General features: G+C 59.0%; 17 protein-coding genes. 2 read left to right on the top strand and 15 right to left on the bottom strand.

Annotated elements, in window-relative coordinates:
* Nucleotides 1–29 precede the first annotated feature (29 nt).
* From RYB66_RS24740 to RYB66_RS24695, 10 genes are all read right to left on the bottom strand, one after another.
* Nucleotides 30–3,131 carry an efflux RND transporter permease subunit gene (locus RYB66_RS24740; protein WP_005743157.1) on the bottom strand — a complete coding sequence of 1,034 codons (3,102 nt, stop codon included), beginning with the start codon at nucleotides 3,129–3,131 and terminating at the stop codon, nucleotides 30–32.
* Nucleotides 3,128–4,216, bottom strand: a complete 1,089-nt coding sequence (locus RYB66_RS24735) for an efflux RND transporter periplasmic adaptor subunit (protein ID WP_005743158.1) — start codon at nucleotides 4,214–4,216, stop codon at nucleotides 3,128–3,130. The genes RYB66_RS24740 and RYB66_RS24735 overlap by 4 nt, the downstream gene beginning before the upstream one ends.
* Nucleotides 4,213–5,331, bottom strand: a complete 1,119-nt coding sequence (locus tag RYB66_RS24730; protein ID WP_005743159.1) for an efflux RND transporter periplasmic adaptor subunit — start codon at nucleotides 5,329–5,331, stop codon at nucleotides 4,213–4,215. Before RYB66_RS24730 ends, RYB66_RS24735 begins: the two co-directional genes overlap by 4 nt.
* A 239-nt stretch (nucleotides 5,332–5,570) precedes the next feature.
* Nucleotides 5,571–6,602, bottom strand: coding sequence for an RHS repeat-associated core domain-containing protein (locus tag RYB66_RS24725; RefSeq protein ID WP_316895717.1), 1,032 nt, complete (start codon nucleotides 6,600–6,602; stop codon nucleotides 5,571–5,573).
* Nucleotides 6,603–6,672: 70 nt separating this feature from the next.
* Nucleotides 6,673–7,623, bottom strand: coding sequence for an RHS repeat-associated core domain-containing protein (locus RYB66_RS24720; protein WP_005744781.1), 951 nt, complete (start codon nucleotides 7,621–7,623; stop codon nucleotides 6,673–6,675).
* Nucleotides 7,624–7,734: 111 nt separating this feature from the next.
* Nucleotides 7,735–7,950 carry a DUF6124 family protein gene (locus RYB66_RS24715; protein WP_005747748.1) on the bottom strand — a complete coding sequence of 72 codons (216 nt, stop codon included), beginning with the start codon at nucleotides 7,948–7,950 and terminating at the stop codon, nucleotides 7,735–7,737.
* Between the two features lie 545 nt (nucleotides 7,951–8,495).
* Entirely contained in the window at nucleotides 8,496–9,515 is a 1,020-nt protein-coding gene (locus RYB66_RS24710) for an ABC transporter substrate-binding protein (RefSeq protein WP_005730944.1), read from the bottom strand.
* 38 nt (nucleotides 9,516–9,553) lie between these two features.
* Entirely contained in the window at nucleotides 9,554–10,420 is an 867-nt protein-coding gene (locus RYB66_RS24705) for an ABC transporter permease (RefSeq protein WP_005744777.1), read from the bottom strand.
* 91 nt (nucleotides 10,421–10,511) lie between these two features.
* A complete protein-coding gene (locus tag RYB66_RS24700) occupies nucleotides 10,512–11,393 on the bottom strand; it encodes an ABC transporter ATP-binding protein (protein ID WP_016982744.1) in 882 nt (293 codons plus the stop codon).
* A 16-nt stretch (nucleotides 11,394–11,409) separates the two neighbouring features.
* A complete protein-coding gene (locus tag RYB66_RS24695; protein ID WP_316895715.1) occupies nucleotides 11,410–12,306 on the bottom strand; it encodes a TauD/TfdA family dioxygenase in 897 nt (298 codons plus the stop codon).
* A gap of 219 nt (nucleotides 12,307–12,525) precedes the next feature.
* Between RYB66_RS24695 and RYB66_RS24690 the strand changes: the two genes are divergently transcribed.
* Nucleotides 12,526–15,624, top strand: coding sequence for an autotransporter domain-containing protein (locus RYB66_RS24690; RefSeq protein WP_316886955.1), 3,099 nt, complete (start codon nucleotides 12,526–12,528; stop codon nucleotides 15,622–15,624).
* 115 nt (nucleotides 15,625–15,739) lie between these two features.
* Here RYB66_RS24690 and RYB66_RS24685 read toward each other — a convergent pair whose 3' ends face one another.
* Nucleotides 15,740–16,966 carry an MFS transporter gene (locus RYB66_RS24685; protein WP_005778583.1) on the bottom strand — a complete coding sequence of 409 codons (1,227 nt, stop codon included), beginning with the start codon at nucleotides 16,964–16,966 and terminating at the stop codon, nucleotides 15,740–15,742.
* Between the two features lie 116 nt (nucleotides 16,967–17,082).
* On the opposite strand from RYB66_RS24685, the gene RYB66_RS24680 reads away from it, so the two are divergent.
* A complete protein-coding gene (locus tag RYB66_RS24680) occupies nucleotides 17,083–18,342 on the top strand; it encodes a lipase family protein (protein ID WP_316895713.1) in 1,260 nt (419 codons plus the stop codon).
* 161 nt (nucleotides 18,343–18,503) lie between these two features.
* Here RYB66_RS24680 and RYB66_RS24675 read toward each other — a convergent pair whose 3' ends face one another.
* The 4 genes from RYB66_RS24675 to RYB66_RS24660 form a co-directional block, all read right to left on the bottom strand.
* Nucleotides 18,504–19,286 (bottom strand): MetQ/NlpA family ABC transporter substrate-binding protein, encoded by a 783-nt coding sequence (locus RYB66_RS24675; RefSeq protein WP_005744771.1) that lies wholly within the window; start codon nucleotides 19,284–19,286, stop codon nucleotides 18,504–18,506.
* Between the two features lie 170 nt (nucleotides 19,287–19,456).
* The gene (locus RYB66_RS24670; protein WP_316895712.1) at nucleotides 19,457–20,407 is read right to left on the bottom strand and encodes a sigma 54-interacting transcriptional regulator; all 951 of its coding nucleotides are present in this window, start codon (nucleotides 20,405–20,407) and stop codon (nucleotides 19,457–19,459) included.
* 80 nt (nucleotides 20,408–20,487) lie between these two features.
* Complete coding sequence (locus tag RYB66_RS24665) at nucleotides 20,488–21,069, bottom strand: alpha/beta hydrolase (RefSeq protein ID WP_005734806.1); 582 nt, start codon at nucleotides 21,067–21,069, stop codon at nucleotides 20,488–20,490.
* A gap of 214 nt (nucleotides 21,070–21,283) precedes the next feature.
* A complete protein-coding gene (locus RYB66_RS24660) occupies nucleotides 21,284–22,567 on the bottom strand; it encodes an MFS transporter (RefSeq protein ID WP_005744768.1) in 1,284 nt (427 codons plus the stop codon).
* Between the last annotated feature and the right edge of the window lie 69 nt (nucleotides 22,568–22,636).

Raw genomic sequence — 22,636 nt, 5'->3', positions numbered from 1 at the left:
CGCGTTACAGGCGGCAGGGCACGCCGACCTCAATGCGCTGGCTGTGCGTGCTCGCCGTCACCCTTGTCAGCCGCTTCGCGACGCTGTTCGTCGGTTGGTTCCTTGATGCGGTACCAGGCCACGTACAACGCAGGCAGGAACAGCAGGGTCAGCAACGTGGCGATGATGATGCCACCGATCATGGCGTAGGCCATCGGGCCCCAGAACACTTCCCGCGCAATGGGGATCATGCCCAGGCTCGCCGCGGCCGCGGTCAGCAAAATCGGACGACGGCGATGCTCGGTGGCTTCGACCACAGCGTCCCAAGGCAGATACCCACTGCGCTCATAGGCATCGATCTGGGTCACCAGAATCACCGAGTTGCGGATGATGATGCCGATCAGCGCCAGCACCCCGAGAATCGCCACGAACCCCAGTGGCGTCCCCGTCGGGATCAGCGCCAGCACCACACCGATTAGCCCCAGAGGCGCGACACTGGCCACCAGAAACATCTTCTGAATGCTGTGCAACTGAATCATCAGGAACGTCGCCATGAGGAACAGCATCAGGGGCGCAACGCTGGCAATCGGCCCCTGCGCCTTGCTGCTTTCTTCGACCGTGCCGCCCGTTGCAACCTTGTAGCCGACCGGCAGACCAGCGGCGAACTTGTCGATTTCAGGTTGCAGCTGTTTGACCAGATCAGTTGGCTGAATCGCGTCCCGTACCGCGCCCTTGACGGTGATGGTCGGCATGCGATCGCGGCGCCAGACCAACGGCTGCTCCAGCTCGTAACCAACGGTGGCGAACGCCAGCAGCGGAATGGATGTTCCAGTCTGGGTCACGATTTGCAGGTTCTGCAGGGTTTCCGGCGTGCCGCGTTCTGCGTCTTCAGCACGTCCGATCACATTGATCAGATAGATATCATCACGCACCTGGGTCACGGTTGAACCGCTGACCACGCTGTTCATCAGCTTGGCGACGTCTTCCGACGACAGGCCCAACTGCCGGGCCTTGTCCTGATTGATATCGATGCGCAGCACCTTGCCCGGCTCGTTCCAGTCGTAGATCACTTCGCCCACATGCGAGTTGTGATCGAGCAGTTTGGCCAGCTCGATGGCGTGCTGGCGCACCTTGTCGATGTTCTCGCCGCTGACGCGATACTGCAACGGACGACCCACCGGAGGGCCCATCTCCAGCGCCTGCACATACGAACCGATGCCGACGAAGTCATCACGCAAGCGTTTTTGCAGACGGGCAGTCAACGCGCTCCGCTCCTCCAGGCCTTTGCTGACAATCACCAGCTGGGCGTAGAACGGATTTTCCAGCTGCTGATCGAGTGGCAGGTAGAAACGCAACGCGCCCTGGCCGATGTAGGTGCTCCAGCGCTCGATGTCCGGATCGTCCTTGAGGCTCGCTTCAAAACGATCCACCACCTTGCGCGTTTCGTTGATTGAGGCGTTCTGCGGCAGGTTCAGGTCGACCAGAATTTCCGGGCGGTCCGAAGACGGGAAGAACTGATTCTGCACGAACTGCATGGAGAACAGCGACGCGGCGAACAACCCTACCGTGATGGCAATCGCCAGCCAGCGATGGCGCATGGCCCAGAGCATGCTGCCGTTGAATGCCCGGCCGATGCGGCCCGGCTCTTCGGATTTCGGTTTGATGTTGGCGCTCAGAATGTGCACGCCGATCACCGGTGCGAACAGAACGGCGACCAGCCACGACACCAGCATCGCCACGGCAATCACGGCAAACAGCGTGAATGTGTATTCCCCCGCAGAGCTGTTGTTCAGCCCGATCGGCACAAAGCCGGCCACGGTCACCAGCGTACCGGTGAGCATCGGGAACGCTGTCGAGGTATAGGCGTACGTCGCGGCCTGCTCCTTGGATTCACCCATTTCCAAACGTGTGACCATCATTTCCACGGTAATCATGGCGTCGTCCACCAGCAGGCCGAGGGCGATGATCAGCGCGCCGAGGGAAATCCGTTGCATGGTGATGCCGCTGTATTCCATGAACACGAACACCATCGCCAACACCAGCGGAATCGAACACGCGACCACCAACCCTGCGCGAAACCCGAGGCTGACGAAGCTGACCAACAGCACGATAATCACTGCCTCGAACAACGCGCTGGTGAAGCCGCCCACAGCCTTGTTCACCACCTCGGCCTGATCCGACACCTTGTGCACGCCAATGCCGACTGGCAGCTCCGCTGTTGTAGCGTCCATACGTTCGTGCAGCGCCTTGCCGAAGGACTGGATGTTGCCGCCCTTCTGCATCGCGATGGCCAGGCCTATCGCCGGTTTGCCGTCGAAGCGGAACAGCGGCTTGGGCGGATCGGTGTAGCCACGGGTTATGTCAGCAATGTCGCTCAGACGATAAAAACGGTCATTGATGCGCAGATTGACTGCAGCCAGATCCTTCTCGGACGCGAACTGGCCGGAGGTACGCACCGAGATCCGCTCCGGCCCGGCTTCTATCACCCCGGCAGGCGTCACCGCGTTCTGCGATTGCAGGCTTTGCACCACCTGGCTCTGGTCGATGCCCAATGCTGCGAGCTTGCGTGTCGAGAAGTTCAGGTACACCACCTCGTCCTGCTGACCGATCATCTCGACCTTGCCCAGCCCGGGCACGTCGCGGATGTCGGCGCGGACCTTCTCGACGTAGTCACGCAACTGACGCATCGAGAAACCGTCTGCGGTAAACGCATAGATCGAGCCGTACACATCGCCGAACTCGTCGTTGAACGACGGGCCTTGCAGCCCCTGCGGGAACTGGCCACGGATGTCATCGACTTTCTTGCGCACCTGATACCAGATTTCCGGTATCGCCTTGGCGCTGGTGGTGTCACGCAGGTACACGAAGACCGTGGACTCGCCCGGTCGGGTATAGCTCTTCACGTAGTCCAGCGAGTCCAGCTCTTCGAGCTTCTTCTCGATGCGGTCGGTGACTTGCTCGAGAGTCTCATCCACCGTCGCGCCCGGCCAGCGGGTCTGGATAATCATGGTCTTGATGGTGAAGGACGGATCTTCCTCGCGCCCAAGCTTCATGTAGGAAAACACGCCCATCAGCAGCGCGACAAACATCAGGTACCAGACGAACGACTGATGCTTGATGGCCCACTCGGATAAATTGAAATTCCCTTTCATCGCGGGCTTTCCTCATCGACTTTGACTTTCTGGCCCGGCTTGAGGCTGTTGACGCCCGCGCTTACCACTTTTTCACCTGCCTTGACGCCGTCGGCCAGCACGAAACTGTTGCTGTCACGGCTGACAATGTTCACAGCCCTCGGGTTCACCGTCTGGTTTTGCGGGTCGACGATCCATATCTGGCTTTTGCCATCGGCCTGCTGCAAGGCATTGATCGGCAAACGCATGCGCGGCGTGATGGTCGAGCTGAGCGTCACGCTGATGGCCGTGCCCAGCCGGAAGGCCGCTGGCGTTTGCGCCAGCGTCAGACGTGCACGGCGGGTACGTGTGGTACGGTCGGCCTGAGGTTCGATTTCACGAATGGTGGCGGTGGTGTTCACTTCCGGGTTCAACTGACTGGCGACGGTGAATACCACGTCGGACGGCAGCTGGTCGGCCAGTGTGTCAGGGAGGTCGATCACCGCTTCCTTGATGTCCGGCCGCGCCAGGGTCACGACTTCCTGCCCGGCCGTAACAACCTGACCGGCTTCAACTTTCCATTCAGTGACCACAGCATCGTGATCACTGCGCAGCTCGCTGTAGCTCAATTGATCGCGGGCCTGTTGTGCAGCGGCTTTGGCCTGTTCCTGCGACGAGCGGGCGGTCTTCAGATCGGTCAGGGCGATGTCCAGTTGCGCCTGGGCACCCACACCGCGATCAAACAGTTCCTGCTGGCGGCGAGCATTGGCCTGAGCGTTGATCAACTGCGCCTGCACATTGGCCAGGTCGCCCTGCCGGGCACGCACTGTATTCTGCTGATCGGTCGGATCAAGGGTGGCGAGCAAATCGCCTTTCTTCACTTCAGCGCCTACGTCGACGTTGCGCCGGGCAATACGTCCCGCCACACGAAAACCCAACACGCTCTGATAACGCGCCTGAATATTGCCGGCAAAACGCCCGAAATCCTGATTTGACTCAGGCCTGGCTTCGACGAACACGACAGGACGCACCGGCTCCGGAGGGGCCTCGTCCTTGCCGCAGCCACTCAACAGAAAGCCACTGGACAGAAGGCCACCCAGCAACAGGCATGACGACAAACGCTTCATGGCTGCACCTGCGCGTTCTGCTGTTTGGGCTGTTCGGCAATCTCGACCTGCATGTCCGGGTGTAACAACTGTCCGCCTGCCACCACGACTTTCTCTCCACTTTTAAGCCCGTCGCCGATGATGACTTTGGCAGTCAGATAACGAGTAACGGTGACCCTGCGCAAATTGACTTTGCCCTGCTCGTCCACCACCCACACGGCAGGCTTGCCCAACTGCTCGCCAAGGTCCTTGGTCAGCGCCGCCCAAGGTAGCTCGACACTGGCATTGGCCGGTGCGCTCAGCGCCACGCTGACTACCGAGCCCAGGTCCATGCCTTCAGGCAGCGGATCGAGCGCGATCTTGACCTGTAAAGTGCCGGTTTGCGCCGAGACTGCCGGGGTCACTTCGCGTACTTTGCCGCTGACCTTGATGTCCGGGTTGTCGAGCAGCGTGACCTGCACAGGCTGATTGGTCGGCGGCTGAACGAACAGGGACTCGTAGACATTGAACACCGCATCCCGATCACCGTCGCGTGCCAGATCGAAAATCGGCATCGTGGCCTGCACCACCTGCCCGACTTCAGCCTGACGCGCGGTGATCACACCCGGCGCATCCGCGACCAGTGCGGTATACCCCAATTGCTCACGGGCATTGGCCAGTTGCGCTTGCGCAGCCTTCAACGAGCTTTCGCTGCCGCGCAAGGCGGCCTGGGCCGAGTCATATTCACTACGGCTGGTATAGCCTTTGGGCAACAGCTTTTGTTGCCGGACAAAAGCGGCGCGGGCCTGATTCACGCGGGCCTGCTCGGCGGCCACAGAGGCTGCGGCCGAATCGACATTGATCTGCAAATCCTTCGGATCAAGCCGGGCCAGCACCTGCCGGGCAGTGACCCGGTCGCCCACATCGACATTACGCTGAATGATCTTGCCATTGACCCGGAATGAAAGCCGGGTCTGCACCCGCGCCTGAACATCACCGGTCAGGGCGACACTGGCGGCGAAGTCGGCACTTTTTACCGTTTGCACATAAACCCTGGGCAGTTCGGGCGCCGCCGGTTTTTCCTCGCCACACCCCGTTAACATCGCCAAGGCAGCAGCGAGACCGAATGTAACCAGTCTAGAAGGAAGAACGGGCATGCAGACTCCTTGTGCGGCTGCCGGATGTGGGCGCGATAGGGCGAGAGAATAGCGTGACTATGCGACTGTGCGCGAGAGGGAGGGTTCATTAACTGGGCAGAAAGTGGGTAGACAAGAAAGACCTTCAAATGAGTGATTGGCCTAAAGGAACTCAGCGCATTTTTTAAGTTTTGCCGGTTCGAATTTCGGCGGGGACATTGCCTTGAGCGTCACTGCCGGAATTAAGCGTAGCTTATCGATTAAGCCAACGATTCAGTACCCTGGCGAATGGTAGTCGGCAACTCTTCAGTAATCGTTGGCATCTTGTGGACACGAGATAAAGCCTTTTTAAACTTAAGCTCTCTTATATTTTTGTATGTAGGGTCAACTCTTCTGCGAACAGACGACCTTGCCGGTGCAAGGTTTGATGATGATAGTTGTGCTCGTGGCAATGTAAAGGGTGCAGCCTGCAACCCAGCAGCGGTTTGCCAAGGTGATTGAGGTGTCAATGTTATCGAGTTTCTGATTGGAAAATCATGGGCCCAGCTAGCAAGCTCGATACTCTCCAGGTTAGGGATTGAACGCCCCACTCCAGCAGCCTTCTTTACAATTGAACTCAGAGCAAAACCAACGCCCGCAACAGCTAACACACTGCCCACGCCCATAAGCACCCCACTGAGCGTTGGATTCGATTCTTTTACGTGCGTAGACACATAAATTGACCCACCTCCAGTGAGCAATAACCCAGCCGCCAAAACCCCACTTAAGAAAGACGAAAAATGCCCGGTCGGGTCTATGTATTTGATCGGATTGTTTAGCCCATACGCATACGCATTCAACCCACCGTCACCAAACGGGCTAAAACTGTCCGGGCTGTTAAAGCGCATCAGCACCGGGTTGTAGGCGCGATAGCCATTGCCGAGCAGGTAATGGCCGGTTACCAGGTCAGGCTGCTCGCCGTTGAAACCGGGTAGTGCTGCGACTGTCTGCTCGGCTTGACGATGCCCGAACGGCGTATACGCGATATCAACCTGCCTCCCGTCTTCGCTCGCGTGCAGAACGCTGTTGTGCAGGTCACTGGCGACCATCGTCGTCATGACCTCTTCGCCCTCGCGACTCTGCTGCGCCAGTAACTGGCCGCCTGCGCGGATACAGGTCCGTTGCCTGTCGCCCAGTAACTCGGTCATCAGTTGCTCGCCGTTATAGAACCGACTGGAGAGGACCTGAGCCAGCGGGTTCAATGTGGAGACACGGTCCAGCGGGTCGTAGGTGTACGTGCAGAGGAGAGCCATGATCGATCCTTGATGATGGAGTAAGCGTTCAGGTGAATCAGGCTGGAGAAATCATGTACAGATAAATGTATCAGTACATCATGCGACTCAATTCGTCTGCCGGATCACCCCAAGGGCGTGTTTCTCGAATGGCGCTAGCGGTATCAGCGAACTCACTTTTTAAACTTGAACGCCTATCATTGAGCAGTTTTATATCTGCCCCTGCATCCTCCCAACGCTTGATGCGCGGGTTGAATGTCCGAACGGCCAGCACTGGAATCACCATGCCTATTGCAGTCGCGAGCAAAACATCCTTGGCAGGGCCGTCAGGGTCGACCGCGTTGATTACACGGCTTACGGTAAACACGGTGCTCGCTGCGATCTGGCCGAGTGCCGAGGAAGCTGTCAGTTTCGTTGATAGCGGAGCATTGCCCTTGGCGACAGCCTTTATCGCAGGAACAGCCGCCTTTACACCCAGGTAAGCACCGAACAAACCGAGCCCTATCCACACAAATGAAAGTATCTGACTCTCATCTATCTTATGCCCGGTCGGATCAGACCGATTAACCGGATCACCCGCGCAGTACGCATAGGCATTCATACCGCCCTTGCCAAACGGGCTCAGGCTGTCCGGGCTGTTGAAGCGCATCAGAACGGGGTTGTAGGCGCGATAACCATTGCCCAACAGATAATGACCGGTCAATGGGTCGGGTCGCTCATCGTTGAAGCCTGGCAGCTGGCTCAACGCTTGCCGATGCCCGTAGGGGGTGTAGGCGATAGGGTCAGACAAGCCGGCCGATACGGTGTGGAGCACGCTGTGCTGTTGGTCCGAGCCGATCAACAGCGTAGCGAGCGCTGACTGCGTGGCCAGCAACTGACGGTCGCGATGCAGGAACCGAACGTGTTCTGCCCCCTGAATCTCGCTGACCAGGGTGTCGGACTGATAGAACGAGCGGGCAATGGTCCCTGCCACAGGCGTGCGAGCCGCAAGCCGGTCAAGCGCGTCGTAGCGGTAACGGCACAGGGTAGTTTGCTGGCGCATGGTGAGTAACCGGAGTGGTCTTGATCGGCGAGGTAGGCCTCTTCAGGCACACAATGCATTGCGGGGACCGCAGCGGCTACTCGTAGAACTGCTAGGTTGCGTCAGGGGCTGTCAGTGGCTCTGAACACATTCCAGCGAGCGCTCCAGCTCGGCCTTGGCCATGTTGATCAGATGCACCACCGAGAACGCAAGATCACGTTTCAGGCCCTCGAGGTTGTCACCGGTTTCAGAAGCGGTGGCAGAGGCACAGCGCAGTATTTCGCTGACCTGTATCAGGGAATCTTCAAGAGAGTTGGGGAGCGGTGGAGACGGGGTCGAGTTGATCATCATGCGTGCCTCTGCAAGTAGGGCCATCAGATGTTCGCTGCTAAACAAACAAGGTGGCGACTTTGACGCGGGTTAGCAGACCGGTAGAGAACACAGACCCGGCGCACTCGAAAGTGCCCCACGCAAAGCCGCCATAAAACGGTAATTGCGCTGCGTGTCTCTGGACAGGCTGCTAAACCCGATCGCTGAAAAATCAGCGACCGACGCAGCCTAGTGCGCAGAGTTGGCAGGCACAAGGGCCCGGGATTTTCTAGGAAAGGTCATACGCAGGAAAGAGAAAAGACTGAAAGAAATGTCCCGCAGGACAGGTTTTTCGTGAGCGGAAGTAACCTGATTTGTTCAGAAGAGGACGCAGAGCGTCCAGAACGGCATTCCCACGCGGAGCGTTGGAACGATAAGTGATCCTCCGGACAACCTACCGTTCGTGACGCTCTGCGTCGCCAAGAGGACGCGGAGCGTCGCACGATAGTTGAGATTATCGTTCCGCACGCTCCAGCGTGGGAATGCCCTTCATGACGCTCCGCGTCATCTTCAAACCGCCCGGATCAACTGCCCTCTGTGCCGTGCGCCTCTTCGAAGAAGTAGTCCTTCCAGCTCGCCGCCTTGTTTTTAAGTACGCCCAGTTCATGCAGTTTTTCGGCGTAGATGAAGGTGCGCTGCGGGGTGACGGTGAAGTCGATTTCCGGGTCAGCGACGATTTTCTCTACCAGCGGCAACGGCAGTTTCGATTGCTCGACACGGATGTAGGTCTGCGCGGCAGCGGGCTTGTCGGCCTTGATGATCTTCTCGGCTTCGGCCAGCGCGTCGTAGAACGCCTTGTAGGTCTTGGGGTTCTCGTCGTGGAATTTCTCGGTGGTGTAGAGCACGTTGAACGTCGCCTGACCGCCCAACACGTCATAGGAACTGAGCACTTTGTGGACGTTGGGGTTTTCCAGCGCCTGGTACTGGAACGGCGGGCTGGAGAAGTGCGAGTTGATTTCCGAACCGCCCGCCAGCAGCGCTGCGGTGGCATCCGGGTGCGCCAGGCTCACCGAGATGTTGTCGAATTTCTTGTAGTTGTCGTTACCGAATACCTTGGCGGTCTCGATCTGCAAAGTACGCGACTGAAAGCCCACACCGGCAGCCGGTACAGCGATGCGGTCCTTGTCGGTGAAGTCCTTGATGGTTTTCACGTTGGGATTGTTGGTCAGCAGGTAGTTGGGCATGGAACCCAGCGAAGCAATGGCCTTGACGTTCTGCTTGCCCTTGGTGCGATCCCAGACGGTCAGCATCGGTGGCACACCTGCCGACACCACGTCCAGCGCACCGGCCAGCAGCGCTTCGTTCATCGCCGTGGCACCGGAGATGCTGTTCCAGTCGACCTTGATGTCCAGCCCCTGTTCCTTGCCATGTTTCTCGATCAGTTTCTGATCGCGCACCACGTCGAGGATCAGGTAGCCGATACCGAATTGCTGAGCAATGCTGATCTTGCCTTCCGCCTGCACGCCGCTGCTGAGCAGGGCACCGAACAGGCCAAGTGTCGCCGCCAATACAGTCAGCGCCGGACGATGAAATGTTGTTGTCATGTGGTTCCCACCCTGATTATTCAAAAAAAGACGGTACTTCAACGCTGCATGCCCCAGCGCTTGACGGTCAGGCGCTCGATATTGGCGAACAGCAGGTTCTCGACCAGCAGGCCGATGAGAATGACTGCCGCCAGACCTGCAAAAACCTTGTCGGTATACAGCTCGTTACGATTCTGGAAGATGTACCAGCCCAACCCGCCCTTGCCGGACGACGCACCAAACACCAGCTCGGCGGCGATCAGCGTGCGCCAGGCGAAAGCCCAGCCGATTTTCAAGCCGGCAAGGATCGACGGCAGCGCAGCGGGAATCAGGATGTGCCAGACAAAGCGCAAGCCCTTAAGGCCATAGTTGCGCCCGGCCATACGCTGGGTTTCCGAAACGCCGAGAAAACCTGCGTAGGTATTGAGCGCCAGCGCCCACAGTACCGAATGCACCAGCACGAAGATCAGGCTGTTCTGGCCCAGCCCGAACCACAGCAGCGCCAGCGGCAACAGGGCAATGGCCGGCAGCGGATTGAACATCGCAGTCAGCGTGCCGAGCAGGTCGCGGCCCAGTTGGGTGGACACTGCCAGGGTGGTCAGGGCGAACGCCAGCACGATGCCGATCAGGTAGCCCTGAATCAGTACGGTCAGGGAAATCCACACCTTGCCTGGAAGCTCGCCGGAGATCAGCCCGTCATAAAAGGCGGCCGCCGTTTGCAGAAAGCTCGGCAACAGCAGGTCGTTGTTCTGCAGACGTGCAGCCAGTTCCCAGATCACCGCCAGAGCGATCATGATGACGCATTTGCGCACCCAGCCCAGTTGCCAGATGCGCTGTGCCAGAGGCAGATCGCGGGCCAGGTCTTCCTGAGTGAAAGGCTCCAGCGTGATTTCATATTCTTCGCGAGCGGGAGGTGCGAGGCTCATGGTTCGGGTTTCCCGGTAATCGTGTAGATAGGACGCGGAGCGTCCTGAAAGGCATTACCACGCGGAGCGTGGGAACGATCAAGGCAGTCGTCTAGTAAGCAATCCGGATGTCCTGAAAATTCAGATCCTGCTCCACTGGCCCGGCCTCGCCCTCATCGAACAACAAACGATGAATACGCTGCGCGGTTTGCTGGAAACCAACGCCGCCGAGGCTTTTCAGGTCGTATTGATGGCTGTTGATTTCCGCTCGCACACGGCCCGGATGCGGTGACAACAGCAGGATGCGGTTGCCCACCACCAGCGCTTCTTCAATGGAATGGGTAACGAACAGCAGCGTGAAACGCACCTCGTCCCACAGCTCCAGCAGTTCTTCCTGCATCTTGCGCCGGGTCAGTGCATCGAGCGCGGCGAACGGCTCGTCCATCAGGAGAATTTTCGGCTGCATGGCCAGGGCGCGGGCAATCGCCACGCGGGCTTTCATGCCTCCGGACAAGGTATGCGGATAGGCTTCGGCAAACGCGCTGAGGCCGACTTTTTCCAGGTAATAACGAGCGCGCTCCAGCGCCTCGGGACGCTTCAGGGTGCGTGACGCCAGCAGCGGAAACATGACGTTCTCGATCACGGTTTTCCACGGCGGTAACTGGTCGAATTCCTGAAACACCACGATGCGGTCCGGGCCAGGTTCGGTGACCTGATGACCTGCCAGACGAATCTCGCCCTCGCTGGGCCGGATGAACCCGGCTACGGCTTTGAGCAATGTGGACTTGCCGCAACCGGATGGGCCGAGCAGCACAAAACGATCGGCCGGGTCGACCTCGAAACTGACCTGATGCGTCGCCCGGACCACGCGCTCTGGCGTGCGGTATTCAAGGCTTACACCGCGAACTTGCAACAAGGCTTCAGTGGTGTGCTGAACAGTCGGTTGCGGTTGGGCGCTCGTGCTGGCCGTGTGGCCTTGCGCGACAGCATTCATGAACGGCTCTCCTGAATCAAAATGGCGCGGTGCCTTGAATGGTCGTGCGATGCAGTTTGCGTCGCAGATGGGCCGGGCAGCCGGCAGCCAGGTGAATCAGGGAACGGTTGTCCCAGAACACCATGTCGTTGGCTTGCCATTGGTGCCGGTAAATATGCTCGGGCTTCACGCTGTGGGCGTAGATCTCGTTGAGAATCTGGCGGCTCTCGTCTTCCGGCAGGTCAAGAATCCGGGTGGTGAAACCTTCGCTGACAAACAACGCCTTGCGACCGGTTTCAGGATGCGAGCGAACAATCGGGTGGCTGACTTCGACCACTTGGGCCAGTTGCTCGGCGGTCAGGGTCGGACGCCAGTTGGCGGCGTTATGGCCCTCGGCGTAGCGCGCAGTGTAGCTGTGAACCGCCGAGCGCCCTTCGACGGCATCACGCAGGTGTTGCGGCAAGGTGTCCCACGCCTGATGCATGTCGGCGAACAGCGTGTCGCCACCTCCGCTCGGCAACTCTTGTGCGTAAAGCATCGAACCCAGGCTTGGCAGCTCTTTGTAAGACAGGTCCGAATGCCAGTATTTACCGGCATCGCCCAGCCCCACAGGCTTCTCGTTCTCGACAATGTTGGAGACGATCAGGATTTCCGGATGGTTGGCCAGCAGAAACTGCTTGAGCACATGGATCTGCAACACACCAAAACGACGGCTGAAATCGACTTGCTGCTGTGGCGTGATCTGCTGATCGCGGAACACCACGACGTGGTGATCCAGATGCGCCTGATGCACTCGCGCGAAATCCGCGTCATTCAACGGCCTGGACAGATCCAGCCCGACGATTTCCGCGCCCACCTTTCCGGTGAATGGACGCACGTCGAACGATTGCGAAGCAGATTGAGCGGACGATGAAGCGAGGGAGGCTGCTGGCATGAGAACTCCGACTCCAGAACAGTGTGACTGAAAGGCGGAACTGTATAGATATAAGAAAGAGAATTTAAATACCGTTGAGGAATATCGATAGTTCTGAATGCTTCCTGAGGATTTTTTGAGCGCACTCGCCCACATAAATGTGTCACGGCAGATACATCCAAGTGTAAGAACGCCTTGCTAGGGTCGGCGCCTTATCCAGATTGAGTACAGGCGCTCGCCATGCGATGTAATAAACCGGTTGCCCACGTAATGATGTCGTCGTTGATACTTTCACTGCTTGCGGTATCGGTACAGGCAGCGAGCCGTGCAAATGACAACCGGATCAACGGGGTCGATCTGCTTTCCGGGTTCAACACGCTGTGGACGACCGGCGCGACCTGGGATACTGGCACACCGACTGCGCTGGGGCAGAGCCTGCTCCGACGCAACCTGCAAATTGTCGTTGACCGTGCCAACTCGCGCACGCTTGCCCAGGAAACCGCCGCTTACTTCGATGACCGTCGCGATCAGAGCTACAGCGCCATCAGCGGTCTGGGCTCATTGAGTGATGCCTATAAAGCAGGCGCGGGGGCCTTCACTACCATCACGCAATTTGACGACAGCAACAAAACCGTCAAGTACGACGACAAGGGCAATGGCGCAGGCAGTTCGTCTTCAGCGCTGGGCAAAGTGGTCGATCTGGTCGGCGCCGTGCGCAATGACGCCTCCACGACCCCGGCCAAGTCCCACTATCTGTATCCACGGCCATGGCGGCAGAGCCTCGACGGACAAAACCTGGCATTCGTCGTCGCGCCGTCTTTGCGCCCGGCCGAAAGCACCACGCCGGCCAGTGACTCGGGGTTCCCCAGCGGCCATACCAATGCTGCCTACCTGTCTGCCTACGCCTTGGCCTATGCAATCCCAGAGCGGTTCAGCGAGTTGATGCTGCGTGCTTCGGAGATTGGCGACAACCGCATCGAAGCAGGCATGCACTCGCCCCTCGACGTGATCGGCGGGCGTATCACGGCGACCTATTTCGCCATCGACAACCTGTCCAATTCAGCCAACGCACAGTTGCGCGCCGACGCCCGCGCCCAGGCACTGACTTACTTCACGGCGCAATGCGGTGGCAACATCAACAACTGCATAGCGAGCATTGACCCGGCCACTGACCGCACTTCCCAGCATGCCCAGGACAAAGCGCTGTATACCTCACGCATGACCTACGGTTTCGATCCGGTCGGCCCCACCAACCTGGCTCCGGTGGTGCCGACCAACGCAGAAGTGCTGCTGGAAACCCGCTTTCCATACCTCGACGCCAGCCAACGCCGCGAGGTTCTGGGGACCACTGAAATATCTTCGGGCTACGCGGTAATCGACCAGTCAGGTGGCTACGGTCGCTTGAACCTGTATGCCGCAGGAGATGGCTACGGCGCGTTCAATTCCAACGTCACCGTCAACATGAACGCCAGCCTCGGCGGCTATAACGCCATCGACGCCTGGCGCAACGACATCAGCGGCAGTGGCGCACTGATCAAAAACGGCACCGGCAACCTGATACTGACAGGCAACAACACCTACTCGGGCGGCACCGTGATCAACGGCGGCACCTTGACCGGTCATGCCCAGGCCTTCGGCAGCGGCACGATCACCGACAACGCAACGCTGGTGGTCGATCAGTCCACCAACGACACCCTCGCCAACACCCTGACCGGCAACGGCGCGTTGATCAAACGCGGCGGCGGTTCACTGAACCTGACCGGCAACAGCAGCCTGTCCGGCGCGACCACCGTGCAGGCCGGTCGCCTCGCAGTGAATGGCAACCTCGGCAACTCCATCGTCAGCGTGCAGCAAGGCGCGACGCTGGGTGGCAACGGCACCGTTGGCGGCATCAACGTCGCTCAGGGCGGCGTGGTCGCACCGGGTAATTCAGTCGGGCAGCTGAACGTCAATGGTGACGTCAACCTGGCTCAGGGTTCGGTTTATCAAGTGGAATCGGACGCCAATGGCAATGCCGACCGCATCGTCGCCAGCGGCCGCGCGACGATCAATAACAGCACGCTGTCGCTGGTCGAAGGCGGTAACTGGCTGGCCGCCAGCCGTTACTCGATCATTTCCGCAGCCGGTGGCGTGAGCGGTGCATTTGCCGCCGTGCAAACCAACTTCGCGTTCCTTACCCCGACGCTGAACTACACCGCGACCGACGTAGGGCTGACGCTGGATCGCAACGCACAAACCTTCGCCAGCCTGGCGACCACGCGCAATGCCAGCGCCGTCGCTCAGGGGCTCGACAGCGCGGGCGCAGGCAATGCGCTATGGCGTCAGGTGGTGCAGGACGACGCAGCAACCGCACAGGCGACCTTCAAGGCGCTGTCCAACGAGCTGCACGCATCGACTCAATCTGCGCTGATCGAAGACAGCCGGCTGGTGCGCAATGCCATGAACGATCGCATGCAACAAGCGCAATCCGCACAGTCATTCGGCAGCACAACACAAACCCTGGCCGGTGATGCCTCGCGTGGCGTGGTGTGGACACAAGCCATCGGCGCGACCGGCCAGACCGACAGCAGCCGCGACGCCTCGGGCCTGGAAACCCGCACCAGCGGCCTGTTGTTCGGCGCCGACGTACCGCTCGACGACACTTGGCGCATAGGCGCGCTGGCAGGCTTCAGCAACAGCAGCTTCGACCTGCGCCATGCGTCCGGTTCCACCGACAGCGACAACTACCACCTGGGCGTTTATGGCGGCGCGAAATGGGGCCAACTGGGCCTGCGCCTCGGCGCGGTACGCACCTGGCATGAACTGACCGCCAAGCGCACGCTGGACCTGCCGGGCTCGTCCGAACACTTCAAGGAAGACTACAAAGCAGCGACCAATCAGGTCTTCGGCGAACTGGGCTACTCCATCGAAATGGGCAATGCGCTGCTCGAACCCTTCGCCAACCTCGCCCACGTGCGGCTGGACACCGACGCCTTCGACGAGAACAGCAACGCCATCAGCCTGCAGAACAAATCCCAGGACAACCACATCACCTTCAGCACCCTGGGCCTGCGTGCAGCGACCCGCCTGAGCGCTGGCAGCGTCGTGATCAAGCCCAACGCCACACTGGGCTGGCGTCGCGCCTACGGCGACGTCACCCCGGAAAGCCGCTCAGCCTTCAGCGGCGGCAGCACCTTCGAACTCTCCGGCGCACCGATTGCCCGCAGCGCCGCAGTGCTCGGCGCAGGTGTCGACCTGGGGTTGAGCGATACGCTGAGCGTGGGCCTGAGTTACGACGGTCAGGTGAGTAACGATGCTTCGGATCAGTCACTGAATGCCCGGGTGACATTGGCGTTTTAAGGCTGAAGTGGCGGCTGCTCTCTGTAGGGACGGAGAGCAGCCTGCCAAAGTTATCAGGGGGTCTGAGCGCTCTTGCGTTGACCTTCAATTCCATCCAGCTCCAACCCTCTCGTTTTCATTTCCCGGCCTCTCGATCAGCCTCAACAATCGAGGTCGGGAATGGGCTGCGTGCCTTTGCAAACCACCACAGGGCACCCGCTCCGATAACGCTCGTCAGCACGGCCAAACTCAGGATGACCTGGCGAATGCCCAAAGGCGCTGCGAGCAGGGCCACCAGCAAACCTGCCAGAGGCTGCGACAGGTTGTTGAGCAACGTGATCACGCCCACCGTCTTGCCGAAGTCCTGGGGCGGTATCACCCGCTGCCGGAGGGTGCGCATGTAGACGTTGAACATCTTGTCGAAGCCGACGATCAACAAAAAACCCAATACATAGCCCATCAGGTTCGGGCTCAGGGCGCTGATAAATGCCCCGATCGCGATCATTGAATACCCGACACCGCCCAGCACCCGCAAAGGCAGCACCACACGGGCCAGGAAGAACAGGATCACGATAGTGGTCACTGCCCCCGCCGCCTGCAGCCCTGCGTAGTTATCCTTGCCTGCGCTGTACTCGCCGATGACCATGGCTGCCGAGGTCGCCAGCGTGACGCCGACGATCAGGTTGACCCCTACTGCCAGCGTGATGATCTTTTTCAATTCGGTGAGGCCACGGATATGCCCGAACGCAATCCGCAAGGGCTGCAGCCAGATGTCTTGATGCTGCTCGAACACTTCCAGCTTAAAACGGCCAAAACGTTGCCACGCCAACATGCAGAGGTCTGCCAGGAGGAATAGTCCGGCGATCCAGAGCACTACCCAGTGCCAGGCCCACACTTCAAGCATCAGTGCCGCCACCAGCGGCCCGAGGACCAGCCCTGACTGGTCGGCGATCTGGGAATAGGACAACGTTTTGGTGTAGCTGTAGTGCTGAAAGATACGCGGCATGAGCACTTCGCGCGCCATGATGCCTTGCGTGGTCAGCACCCCGCATAATGCCGAGAGCACCACGAGCCATCCAATGCCACCAAAGATAGCGTAGAGCACCATCGCCAGCCCGCAGAGCAATGCCCGGTACACCTGGCTGATATGCAGAATTCTGATAGGCGAATACTTGTCGCACAGCGCGCCGCATAACGGAAACGCGAGAAACCTCGGTAACGATTCGACGAAAAACGCCAGCCCGGCCCATGAAGCGCTGTTAGTGGTCTGGAACACCACCAGCGGCACTATGAACAACAGGATCTGATCCGCCAGCCTGGACAGGAAAAGCGAGATGAAGAAAGCGAGGTAATCCTTGCGCATGAAGAACTCCGTTCAGCACTGGCAGCGCGTGCGTCAGTTATCATCGCTCAGGTCATAATCGGCTTGATACATCGATGCTGATGCGCGCTCTCCTGTCAGCTTGTGGAGAAATACCGATGAACTCATCGCCAAGGTATTCGGCCGTTCTGGCCACCCTGTTGATGGTCCTGCTCGCAGCTTGCAGCGCAGTGCCAGGCACTTCCATGAAAACTGTCGCCGCTGCCCAGTCAGACCCGGGCGAAGGCGGTGTTCCCGCATTTTACATATGGCCGGATAAAGTGCCGTCGACACCGGGCCAACTGCTGCGCTCGGAACCGCTGACGGCTACGCAAAGCCTTGAGAATGCCGGACAGAATGTTCGCATCCTGTACACCTCAACAGACGGGCTCAACAACCAGCCAGTCGCAGTGTCAGGAGCCTTGTTCATGCCCAAGGGCACGCCGCCAAAGGGCGGATGGCCGCTGATGGCGTGGGCACATGGCACGGTTGGTAGCGCGGACATCTGTGCGCCTTCCTTTGCCGGGCGCAGTGATCGCGACACGCGCTATCTGAATGAATGGCTCGGGCGTGGCTATGCGATTGTGGCTACTGATTACCAGGGTTTGGGCACGCCGGGGCTGCACCCGTTCGGGCTGAGCAGTCCGCTGGCGTATGGCGTTCTCGACAGCATTCGGGCGGTTCAGAAAGCGGACTTCAATCTGTCTTCGCGGGTCGTTGTGTTTGGCCAGTCGCAAGGTGGCCGTGCCGCTTTCGCAACGGCCGTCTACCAGAAGACTTATGCGCCCGAATTGAACATTGTCGGTGTAGTCGCGACCGGGACGCCGTATCCGATGGCTCAATCGCGTGAGAAACATGCCGGACCGGACACCTTCCGCGATCAGGTCACGCAGTCGCTGGCCTATAACCTGTTGCGACTGAGCACTGCCGCACTGATCGACCCGTCGCTGCATCCTGCCGACTACCTGAGCGACCGCGCGAAGCCCGCGTTCGAAACCAGTCAGCGTGAATGCCTGCAAGCCATCGAGCGCAAGGTGGTCGCGGATGGACTGACATTCAACAACAGTTTCAAACGCTCACCCGATAAGGCGCTTGATCAGGTCAATCGCCAATCGGACTACCCGACGTTGAAGTCTGACATTCCGGTTTTTATCGGCACGGGGGGCAAGGATGTCATTTCACCTGTTCGCAGCCAGATCGCGCTGGTGAAAGACGCGTGTAAGGCCGGCGACCGCATCGAGTGGCATTACTACCCGCAGCTGGATCACTCGGGAGCGGTGAATGGCTCGCTGCCGGACTCGACACGTTTTGTCGAGAAAGCGTTTTCGGGGGCGTTTATGGCGGGGAATTGTGGGGCGATGCGGAGCGACGCACGATAGACGAGATTATCGTTCGGTACGCTCCAGCGTCGGAGTGCCTTGCGTGACTGCGTCACAGATCTGTGCCGCGCCACATGCTCGAAAGAGGACGCAGAGCGTCCAGAACGGCATGCGACGCGGAGCGTCGCACGATAGTTGGATTACGCACGACACTCAGTGGGTCAGAACGCAGGCAGTACCGCGCCGTCGTACTTCTTGTTGATGAAGTCTTTGACTTCCTGGCTGGTCAACGCTTTCGACAGCTTTTCGATGGCGTCGGTGTGAGCGTTGTCTTCGCGGGTGACGAGGAAGTTCACGTACGGCGAATCGGCACCTTCGATGATCAGCGCGTCTTTCTTCGGATTGAGCTTGGCTTCCAGCGCGTAATTGGTGTTGATCAGGGCAAGGTCAACCTGGCTCAACGCACGTGGCAGTACAGCTGATTCGAGTTCGCGGAATTTGAATTTCTTCGGGTTGCTCGCGATGTCTTTCGGCGTGGACAGGGCGTTGGTCGGATCCTTCAGGGTGATCAGGCCACCTTTTTGCAACAGCAGCAGTGCGCGGCCTGCGTTGCTGCCTTCGTTTGGAATGGCGATGGTTGCGCCTTCAGGCAAATCAGCCAGTTTCTTGTACTTGCTGGAGTAGCCGCCGAACGGTTCAACGTGTACGCCCACGCCAGTCACCAGATTGGTGCCTTTGCCCTTGTTGAAGCCATCCAGATAAGGCTTGGTTTGAAAATAGTTGGCATCCAGACGCTTTTCGCTCAATTGAACGTTTGGCTGCACGTAGTCAGTGAAGACCTTGATTTCCAGGTCCACGCCTTCTTTGGCCAGGGTCGGCTGGATCAGCTTCAGGATTTCCGCATGCGGCACGGGCGTTGCACCGACCACCAGTTTTTCGCCTGCGTGAGCCAGGCCAATCGAGAACGCAGCCGCCAGAGCGGTCATCAGAAACGTCTTTTTCATGCAATGTCCTTAGCGAAATCCGGGAGCGTCATCAGAAAATGACGCTTTATTACTCAATGGTTTGCCGTCGCGCGATCCAAACCCTGCGACATCATGCTGACATTACCGAGATTTTATATTCCGATAAAAGACTTTTTAATCGAGTACTTATATCTTTTTGTCTCACGCCTTCACGCAGGGTTCTGCTCAAGCTGCGACGTCACCGTTTCGAGCAATCGCCGCAGCGCGCGAAGCTGCTCGTGATCCCCGCTGCTGACCAACAACCTGGCCTGACGCTCGATCAGCGTCAGCGGCGCGGCAATATCCGGCAGATTGATATCTTCAGCCCGAATTTCGTCGCCACTGCTGACCAGCAAGGCAAAGTGAATGACGTTCTCCAGCTCACGGGTGTTGCCGGGCCAGCTGTGGGCTTCAAGCGTGCGCTGCGCGTCTTCGCTGATCAGTTGCACAGGCAGGCTGAGGCGCTGGCTGTAGATACCGACAAAATATTCGGCCAGCGGCAGGATATTGCCCGGTTGCTCGCGCAACGCCGGCAGGTCAAGACGGCCCTCGCTCAGGTAGTGATAAAGCCGCTCGTGAAATTTTCCGGCAGCCACCGCCTGTGCCAGATCGATACTGGTGGCGGCTACCAGACGCACATCGACCGGGCTCGGCTGGTGCGCGCCCACTCGTGTGACTTCGTGGTTTTCCAGAGCGGCGAGCAGCTTGACCTGAATGGGCAGCGGCAAGTCGCCGATCTCATCCAGATACAAAGTGCCGCCGTTGGCCGAGCCAAACCAGCCGGCCCGACTGCTGACCGAACCGCTGTGCGCTCCGGCGGCATAACCGAACAACTCCGCATCGGCGTAAGTCGGGCTGATGGCACCGCAGTTGACTGAAACGAACAAGCCCGAGCGATCACTGCCGCGATGAATATGCCGCGCCAGTAATTCCTTGCCGGTCCCGGACTCGCCACGGATCAAGACCGGCAGCGAACGAGGCGCCAGCTGTTCCATTTCTTCTCGTAAACGGCGCGAGCGCGGGTCGATGAATACCAGCGCCTTGGCACGAATGCTCAGCGGGCTTTTTTCTGCATCGGGGAAAGTCAGCAGCGGCTGACCGAAATTTTCGTGAAGGCTCATGACACACTCCCGCCTGAGCCCTTGCGACGGCTCAAGCGTTTAAAAGACAGGACCCGTTGGGTCGATAAACAAGCTGCCGCTCATGCGCGACGACGCGCATGCTGCTCCAGACGGTTTTGCAGCCGGTACAGGTAGGCAAACCCCTGCTCCCAGCGCTGATGACCGGACTTGACGTTGATATGCCCGGCCTGACTCAGAAATCCGACTTCCGCCCCCCAGTGACGGGCCATTTCCATAGCGCGCTGAGAGCTGACCGCAGGGTCGTTGTCAGAGCTGACAATCTGTGTCGGAAACGGCAGTAGATCATTAGGGATCGGCGCAAAATTACGCAATGCAGGCGGGCAATTCGGACGCTCGACGTCGGCAGGTGCTACCAGCAACGCACCTTGCACCTGACGCAGGGTCTCCAGCGGTGCGAGTTGTGCCCAATGCGCGACTGTCACGCAACCCAGGCTGTGAGCGATCAGGATCACCGGCGTGCTGTGCGCTGCAATCGTGCGTTGCAACTCGCCCACCCAATCCTCACGGCGTGGTTTGAGCCAGTCGGCCTGTTCCACGCGCGTACTGTTGGGCAGGCTGTTTTGCCAGTGGGTCTGCCAATGATCATCAGGAGACCCTTGCCAGCCTGGCACGATCAGATACCGGATCGACTCGTTATGCATGGATTCGCCTCCTGCATGTATGCGTTCATGAGACGAGTATAGGGATGGAAGTTATATTCGCTAAGGAATAAGAAGCTATTTATTAATTCCTAAAACGAATATCAGCTATCAGGCAAAAAAAGAAGCCGTCCCCTGCCTTCGAGGAACGGCCTCTAATAAAAAATCACTTTCAGAGCAGAGAATATCCGCAGTTCGTTACAGGATTACGACGGCCTCACGTTGCGGGAACAGTTCGAGAACCCGATTCATCAACGCTCAGCGCCACGGCCTCGTCGTTCTGCGGCACTTCGCGGGCGACGGTCCACACCACAATGGCGGCGACGATATCGAAAATCGCCAGTACCACAAACAGTGGGCTGTAGCCGATTTTGGTGACCAGCACACCGAACACCATGGTGAACGCTGCAGCGCCCAGAAAACCGAACATCCCGCCCATGCCAGTCGCCGTGGCCACCTCGTTTTTGCCGAACGAATCCGAGGTGATCGAGTACAGTGCGCCCGACAGTGTCTGGTGCGCGAAACCACCGATGCACAGCAATGCGATAGCGGTGTAAGGGCTTTCGACCAGCCCGATACAGGCCGGGCCGATCATGCATGAGCAGCCGAACAGCATGACCATCTTGCGGGATGTGAACAGCGAAACCTTGCAGTATTTGTGAAACAGCGGGCTCAGATAGCCACCCAGTACACAGCCGATGTCAGCCGCCAGAAACGGCAGCCAGGCGAACATCGCGACTTCCTTGATGTTCATGTGCCGCTCGGTCATCAGGTACAGTGGGATCCATGCGTTGAAGGTTTGCCAGGCCGGCTCGGACAGGATGCGCGCCGAAGCGATAGCGTAGAAATTGCGGTTCTTGAACAGGCGTTTCCAACTGCCTTTCTGGGCAGGTGCATCCTTGAGACGCGATTCCTGGCCGTTGAGAATATAGTCACGCTCGGCATCGCCCAGACGCTTCTGGTCACGCGGGTGCTTGTACAACAGCAGCCATAGCCCGCTCCACACGATACCCAGACCACCGACAATCAGAAACGCCAGCTCCCAGCCACTTTGCAGGATGGCCCAGACCACCAGCGGGGGCGCAAGCAATGCGCCGAACGACGAGCCAATGTTGAACCAGCCGATGGCAACCGAACGCTCCTTGGCCGGAAACCATTCGGTCGTGGCCTTGACGCCTGCCGGCAGGCCCGCTGCTTCGGTCAGCCCGAGCATGCCACGGAAGATGGCCAGGCTCTGCCAGCCGGTTGCGAACGCTGCGGCAGCGCAGGCAGCCGACCAGGCAATGGCAAAAATCGCAAAACCCATTTTGGTGCCGATGGCGTCGATAATGTAGCCCGCCACCGGCTGCATGATGGCGTAGCACAGCTGCCAGGCGACGACGATGTGCGCGTACTGCTCGGTGGAAATGCTCAGTTCGCTCATGAGCGTCGGCGCTGCGACGGACAGCGTGTTGCGTGCAAGGTAGTTGACGACCAGGCCAGCTGTTACCAGCCCCACCATCCACCACCGAATGCCTTTTATTTTCATCTCTTCACCCTGTTTATTTTTAGATTGGCGATGAGCGTCCCG

This window comes from Pseudomonas syringae group sp. 243L2 (assembly GCF_032587875.1).
Classification (GTDB): Bacteria; Pseudomonadota; Gammaproteobacteria; order Pseudomonadales; family Pseudomonadaceae; genus Aquipseudomonas; species Aquipseudomonas amygdali.
This window is presented reverse-complemented; position numbering and strand designations above follow the sequence as displayed.